Here is a 6,479-nt window from a genome sequence, read left to right as displayed (position 1 = left end):
CGCCCGGTTACATTTCGAACCCGGAAGCTAAGCCTTTCAGCGCCGATGGTACTGCAGGGGGGACCCTGTGGGAGAGTAGGACGCCGCCGAACAATTTTTAGAAAAGGGCCCGGTCGGGAGCTTAAAGCTCCCGACCGGGCCCTTTTCGCGTTTCCTACTACCTCCCCGGTGAGGGGTACCGGTGGCACTACCGGTAGAGTCATGGGGCATCATCGACTGATTCCCTCACAGGAGGCCCCCGGGTGGAGGTTCAGGAGACACGGGTCCAGACGGATCGTGTACTCACCATCCCGAACATCCTCAGCACCGCGCGCCTCTTCGGCGTACCGCTTTTCCTGTGGCTGATCCTCCGGCCCGAGTTCGGCGGGCCCAAGAGCGACCTCTGGGCCCTGCTGGTGCTGGCGCTGAGCGGGGTGAGCGACTATCTGGACGGCATGCTGGCCCGTCGCTGGAACCAGATCAGCAGCCTTGGCCGCATCCTCGACCCTGCCGCCGACCGGCTCTACATTCTGTCCACGCTCATCGGCCTCACCTGGCGGGACATCCTGCCGCTCTGGCTGCCCGTGGTTCTCCTCGCCCGCGAGGTCCTGCTCGTCGCGATGGTGTGGATCCTCCGGCGCCATGGCTATCCGCCGCCGCAGGTGAACTTCCTCGGCAAGGCGGCGACGTTCAACCTCATGTACGCCTTCCCCTTGCTCCTTCTGAGTGATGGAAGTGGCCCACTTCACACGACCGCTGCTATTTTCGGATGGGCGTTCGCCGGATGGGGTACAACACTCTATTGGTGGGCAGGAGTCCTCTACGTGGTTCAGGTCCGCCGGCTGGTGAAGGCGGACGCCGCGGCCGACTGAGTTCGCCGTCGTGGGCAGCCCAGGACCGGGCTCCCGTAGCGATTTCTTGGGCCATCGGGCGTGCGCGGTCGGCGTGACCGCCGTCTCTTTCGAGGAGGACGCTTCCGACATGAAGGCCGTCGTAATGGCAGGGGGCGAGGGAACTCGTCTGCGCCCGATGACCGCGACCATGCCCAAACCACTGCTTCCCGTGGCCAACAGGCCGATCATGGAGCATGTGCTGCGGCTGCTCAAGCGGCATGGCCTGTCCGAGACCGTGGTGACCGTGCAGTTCCTCGCGTCTCTGGTCAAGAACTACTTCGGGGACGGCGAGGAGCTCGGCATGGAGCTCACGTACGCCAACGAGGAGAAGCCGCTCGGCACCGCGGGAAGCGTCAAGAACGCGGAAGAGGCTCTCAAGGACGATGCCTTTCTCGTGATCTCGGGCGATGCCCTGACCGATTTCGACCTGACCGAGCTAATCAATTTTCATAAGGAAAAGGGCGCGCTGGTCACGGTGTGCCTGACCCGGGTCCCCAATCCGCTGGAATTCGGCATCACCATCGTCGACGAGGCGGGCCAGGTCGAGCGCTTCCTCGAAAAGCCCACCTGGGGCCAGGTCTTCTCCGACACGGTCAACACCGGCATCTATGTCATGGAGCCCGAAGTCTTCGACTACGTCGAGCCGGATGTTCCCGTCGACTGGTCCGGTGATGTCTTCCCGCAGCTCATGAAGGAGGGCAAGCCCATCTTCGGCTATATCGCCGAGGGCTACTGGGAGGACGTCGGCACGCACGAGAGCTATGTGAAGGCCCAGGCCGATGTGCTGGAGGGGAAGGTCGAGGTCGAACTCGACGGTTTCGAGATCTCGCCCGGCGTCTGGGTCGCCGAAGGCGCGGAGGTGCACCCCGACTCCGTGCTCCGCGGCCCGCTCTACATCGGTGACTACGCCAAGGTGGAAGCGGGCGCCGAGATCCGTGAGCACACCGTCGTCGGCTCCAACGTCGTCGTGAAGACCGGCGCTTTCCTGCACAAGGCCGTCGTCCACGACAACGTCTACGTGGGCCAGCAGAGCAATCTGCGCGGCTGTGTGATCGGCAAGAACACCGACATCATGCGTGCCTCCCGCATCGAGGACGGGGCGGTGATCGGCGACGAGTGTCTGATCGGCGAGGAGTCGATCGTCCAGGGGAACGTCCGGGTCTACCCGTTCAAGACCATCGAGGCGGGCGCGTTCGTCAACACCTCGGTCATCTGGGAGTCCCGGGGCCAGGCCCATCTTTTCGGGGCCCGGGGCGTATCCGGGATCCTCAATGTGGAGATCACCCCCGAGCTGGCCGTGCGGCTGGCCGGTGCGTATGCCACGACCCTCAAGAAGGGCTCCACGGTCACCACGGCGCGCGACCACTCCCGAGGCGCCCGCGCCCTGAAGCGGGCCATGATCTCCGCCCTGCAGACCAGCGCCATCGACGTCCGGGACCTGGAGAACGTGCCGCTGCCGGTGGCCCGCCAGCAGACGGCCCGGGGCAGTGCCGGTGGGATCATGATCCGTACGTCCCCCGGCGTGCCCGACTCCGTGGACATCATGTTCTTCGACGAGCGCGGCGCCGATCTGTCCGCGGGCGGCCAGCGCAAGCTGGACCGGGTCTACGCGCGCCAGGAGTACCGCCGGGCGTTCCCCGGGGAGATCGGTGACCTCAGCTTCCCGTCGAGCGTCTTCGACTCGTACACGGGCTCGCTGCTGCGCTCCACGGACGTCAGCGGTATCGCCGAGTCCGGTCTCAAGGTCGTGGTGGACGCCGCGAACGGCAGCGCCGGGCTCGTCCTCCCCAGTCTGCTGGGACGGCTCGGAGTGGACGCCCTGACGATCAACCCGGGGCTGAACGAGTCGCGCCCCACCGAGACCGCCGACGGCCGCCGCTCCGGGCTCGCCCGGCTCGGCGAGATCGTCGCCTCGGCCCGCGCGGCCTTCGGCGTCCGGTTCGACCCCGTCGGCGAGCGGTTCTCGCTCGTGGACGAGCGCGGCCGCATCGTGGAGGACGACCGGACGCTGCTGGTGATGCTGGACCTGGTGGCCGCGGAGCGGCGGAGCGGGCGGGTGGCGCTCCCGGTGACCACGACCCGTATCGCCGAGCAGGTCGCGGCGTACCACGGCACCCAGGTGGAGTGGACGACGACCGCGGCGGACGACCTGACCCGGGTCGCCCGGTCGGAGACGACGATGTTCGGCGGCGACGGCCGCGGCGGCTTCATCATCCCCGAGTTCAGCAGCGTCTTCGACGGTACGGCCGCCTTCGTCCGGCTCATCGGACTGGTGGCGCGCACCCAGTTGACGCTCAGCCAGATCGATGCGCGCATTCCGCGGGCCCATGTGCAGCGGCGCGATCTGGCCACCCCCTGGGCGGTCAAGGGTCTGGTCATGCGGCATGTGGTGGAGGCCGCCGGTGACCGGTCCGTGGACACGACCGACGGGGTGCGGGTGGTGGAGGCCGACGGCCGCTGGGTGATGGTGCTGCCCGACCCGGCCGAGGCCGTCACCCATCTGTGGGCGGAGGGCCCGGACGACGCGTCCGCACAGGCGCTGCTCGACGAGTGGGCCGGTGTCGTGGACAGCGCCGGACGCTGATCCGGGACGTCTTCCGACGGCTCTTGAACCCGTTTGAACACGTTGGGGCGCCGTCTCCCGGCCATCGATCCGGCACGCCGGTGGGGCCATTGGGAGACGGCGCTCGCGACGTGCGACGATGTGCGGCATGTCGCAGCAGCCCCCCGTTCGGAGCACATCACCGCCGAACCCGCGCCCGCGCCTCGACGCGTCCATGTCGCTGCTGACCAACGTGATGGACCACAGCCTCGACGACGGCTACGCCGAGGCGGCCGAGCGGCGGGGCGAGACCGGCACGTCCCGCCTGCCGCGCACGCTGCGCGGCAGGCTGACGGTGGCGCTCGGCCTGGTGATGGTGGCGGTCGTGGTCACCATCGGGGCCGCCGAGGCGCGGATATCGGCGCCGACGCTGGCCAAGGAGCGGGGAGAGCTGATCGACCGCATCGAGTCGGGGAACGCGAAGGCGGACGAGCTCACCAAGAGCGTGGACAAGCTCCGCAGCGATGTGGGGGAGAAGCAGCGGCAGGCGCTGCAGAAGCACGGGGGAGCCAAGGGCGACCTAGTGGCGCTGCTCTCGGGGGCGACCGCGGTGTCCGGTCCCGGCGTCAAGCTGACGGTCGACGACGCCAAGGAGTCCACGTCGGGGAGCGGCGGGAGCCCCAGGGAGAGCAACGACTTCTCCGATACGGGGCGGGTACGCGACCACGACATGCAGCGCGTCGTCAACGGTCTGTGGGAGTCGGGCGCGGAGGCCGTCTCGATCAACGGACAGCGGCTGACGGCGCTGTCGGCGATCAGGGCCGCGGGAGACGCCATACTGGTCGACAACAAGCCGCTGGCGCCGCCGTACACGGTGCTCGCGGTGGGGGACGGGCAGCGGTTGAGCACCGCCTTCCAGGACAGTGCCGATGGGCAGTACCTGCACGTGCTGCAGGAGAACTACGACATCCGCACGAGCATTTCCGCCCAGGACACGGTCCGGCTGCCTGCCGCGCCGAGCCTGATCGTACGTAGCGCAGAACCCATAACCGGCGGCGCCGGCAAGGGTGGCACCGAACCAGGGAAGGGCACATCGTGATCGCCGTATTGGGCCTCATCGTGGGAGTCGTGGTCGGGCTGGTGGTCCGACCCGTGGTGCCGACGGTGGTCGAGCCCTATCTGCCGATCGCCGTCGTAGCGGCGCTCGACGCCGTATTCGGCGGCTTCCGGGCGATGCTGGACGGGATCTTCGACGACAAGGTCTTCGTCGTATCGTTCCTGTCCAACGTGGTGGTGGCCGCACTGATCGTCTTCCTCGGTGACAAGCTCGGCGTCGGCGCCCAGCTGTCCACTGGGGTCGTGGTGGTCCTCGGCATCCGTATCTTCTCCAACGCCGCGGCGATCCGTCGGCATGTGTTCCGGGCGTGAGGCGGATGACGACCGACGACACCCCCGAGAAGCCGCAGCGGCGCGAGACGCCGCGTGAGCCGGAGCGGTCCGAGCAGGCCGAGAAGCCTGAGCGGTCTGAGATGCCGCGCGAGTCCGAGAGGCCCGAGCAGGCCGAGTCGCGCCGGGAGCGGGACGCGGCGGAGAAGCCGCGCGACTCCGAGCGGCCCGGTGCGGCCGAGCAGCCCGGCGATTCGGTACGGCGGAGCGGCCCGGAGAAGCCCGGCGCGTCCGAGGAATCCGCGAAGCCTCGGCAGCGGGGCGCGCCCGAGCGACCCGCCGCCTCCGAGCCGTCCGGGGAGCCGGGAGCACAGGGCGCGCCGCCGCGGCCGTCGCTGCCCAAGCCGCCGGAGAAGCGCGCGGAAGCGAGCGGGAAGCCCGAGCCCCCCGAGGCGGAGGAGCGGCGTAAGGCCGCCTCGCCGAAGCCCCCGGCGCCCCAGGTGAGGCGCCCCGGGGCGGGCGGGCCGGGCGGGCCGGGCGGCCCCCGTCCAGCCCTCAGGGCCCCGCTGCCGCAGAACGCCCCGCCCCGCGGCCAGGCTCCCCAGGGTCCGGCGCCCAAGGGCCAGGCTCCCCAGGGTCCGGCGCCCAAGGGCCAGGCTCCCCAGAGTCCGGCGCCCCGGGGCCAGGGCGCCGCGGGGCGGCCGTCGGCCTCGGTGCCGAACGGGCGGCGCCCGTCCGAGGGCCCGGCGAACGGTGGCGGGCCGTCGAACGGGCCGGGGCAGCGTGCCGAGCCCGCGCCCGGAGGTAAGCCCGAGGGCCCGGGGAAACAGGCGCCGACCGGTCGGCAGGCCCTGCTCAAGGGCGTGTGGCCGCCCCGGGTGACCCGGGCGCAGCTGATCGTCGCCCTGCTGCTGTTCGGGCTGGGCCTGGGCCTGGCCATCCAGGTGCGGTCGACCAATGAGAACAGCGTGCTGCGCGGGGCCCGCCAGGAGGACCTGGTGCGGATCCTGGACGAGCTGGACTCGCGCACCCAGCGGCTGCAGGACGAGAAGCGGCGTCTGGAGAATCAGCGCACCGAGCTGGAGAACAGCTCGGACCAGGCGGAGGAGGCCCGTAAGCAGACGCTCCAGAAGGAGCAGCAGCTGGGCGTGCTCGCGGGCACGGTCGCCGCGCAGGGGCCGGGGATCACGATCACCATCCACGACGCCCAGGGCTCCGTGGAGGCCGACATGCTGCTCGACACGGTGCAGGAGCTGCGGGCGGCGGGTGCCGAGGCGATCCAGATCGGCTCCGTGCGGGTGGTCGCCAACTCCTACTTCTCGGACTCCGGCGGTTCGGTGGCGATCGATGGACGGAAAGTGACGCAGCCGTACGTCGTGAAGGTGATCGGCAAGCCGGAGGATCTGGAGCCCGCGCTGAACATTCCGGGCGGAGTGGTGCAGAGTCTGGAGAAGGAGCAGGCCACCGTGTCCGTTCGGCGGGAGAAGAAGATCGTTGTGGACGCCTTGCGGTCGGGGAAGCGCCCTGACTACGCTCGGTCGTCATCACGGTGAGGCGGTTCGATATGAGGGTCTCTCGGCGAGACCATGTGGATGCGGGGGGTCGACGCACCAGAAGAGTCGCGCGTGATGGAAACTGTCTGGTGGTCACGGACGTTGTGAGGATGTCCGGACCGTCTG

The 6,479-nt window shown here is 69.5% G+C and carries 5 protein-coding genes and 1 rRNA gene; all 6 read left to right on the top strand.

What is annotated here, in order from left to right:
• A 5S ribosomal RNA gene (gene rrf / locus ACZ59A_RS33380) occupies positions 1-92 on the top strand; the annotation flags it as partial.
• Between the two features lie 150 nt (positions 93-242).
• The gene (locus tag ACZ59A_RS33375) at positions 243-851 is read left to right on the top strand and encodes a CDP-alcohol phosphatidyltransferase family protein (RefSeq protein WP_468044877.1); all 609 of its coding nucleotides are present in this window, start codon (positions 243-245) and stop codon (positions 849-851) included.
• A gap of 109 nt (positions 852-960) precedes the next feature.
• Positions 961-3,456 carry a sugar phosphate nucleotidyltransferase gene (locus ACZ59A_RS33370; protein ID WP_470966503.1) on the top strand — a complete coding sequence of 832 codons (2,496 nt, stop codon included), beginning with the start codon at positions 961-963 and terminating at the stop codon, positions 3,454-3,456.
• Between the two features lie 118 nt (positions 3,457-3,574).
• Positions 3,575-4,513, top strand: coding sequence for a DUF881 domain-containing protein (locus tag ACZ59A_RS33365; RefSeq protein ID WP_470966501.1), 939 nt, complete (start codon positions 3,575-3,577; stop codon positions 4,511-4,513).
• Complete coding sequence (locus ACZ59A_RS33360; RefSeq protein ID WP_014058688.1) at positions 4,510-4,842, top strand: small basic family protein; 333 nt, start codon at positions 4,510-4,512, stop codon at positions 4,840-4,842. The genes ACZ59A_RS33365 and ACZ59A_RS33360 overlap by 4 nt, the downstream gene beginning before the upstream one ends.
• A gap of 671 nt (positions 4,843-5,513) precedes the next feature.
• Positions 5,514-6,353 carry a DUF881 domain-containing protein gene (locus ACZ59A_RS33355; protein ID WP_470966556.1) on the top strand — a complete coding sequence of 280 codons (840 nt, stop codon included), beginning with the start codon at positions 5,514-5,516 and terminating at the stop codon, positions 6,351-6,353.
• Positions 6,354-6,479 lie beyond the last annotated feature (126 nt).

This window comes from Streptomyces sp. NPDC040405 (genome assembly GCF_055595765.1).
The sequence above is the reverse complement of the archived record's forward strand: the minus strand, read 5'-3'. Positions and strand labels throughout refer to the sequence as shown.

Bases quoted from the DNA above. Each gene is read 5' to 3' on its own strand.
- ACZ59A_RS33370 (WP_470966503.1), top strand. From the start codon at position 961: ATGAAGGCCGTCGTAATGGCAGGGGGCGAGGGAACTCGTCTGCGCCCG.
- ACZ59A_RS33365 (WP_470966501.1), top strand. From the start codon at position 3,575: ATGTGCGGCATGTCGCAGCAGCCCCCCGTTCGGAGCACATCACCGCCG.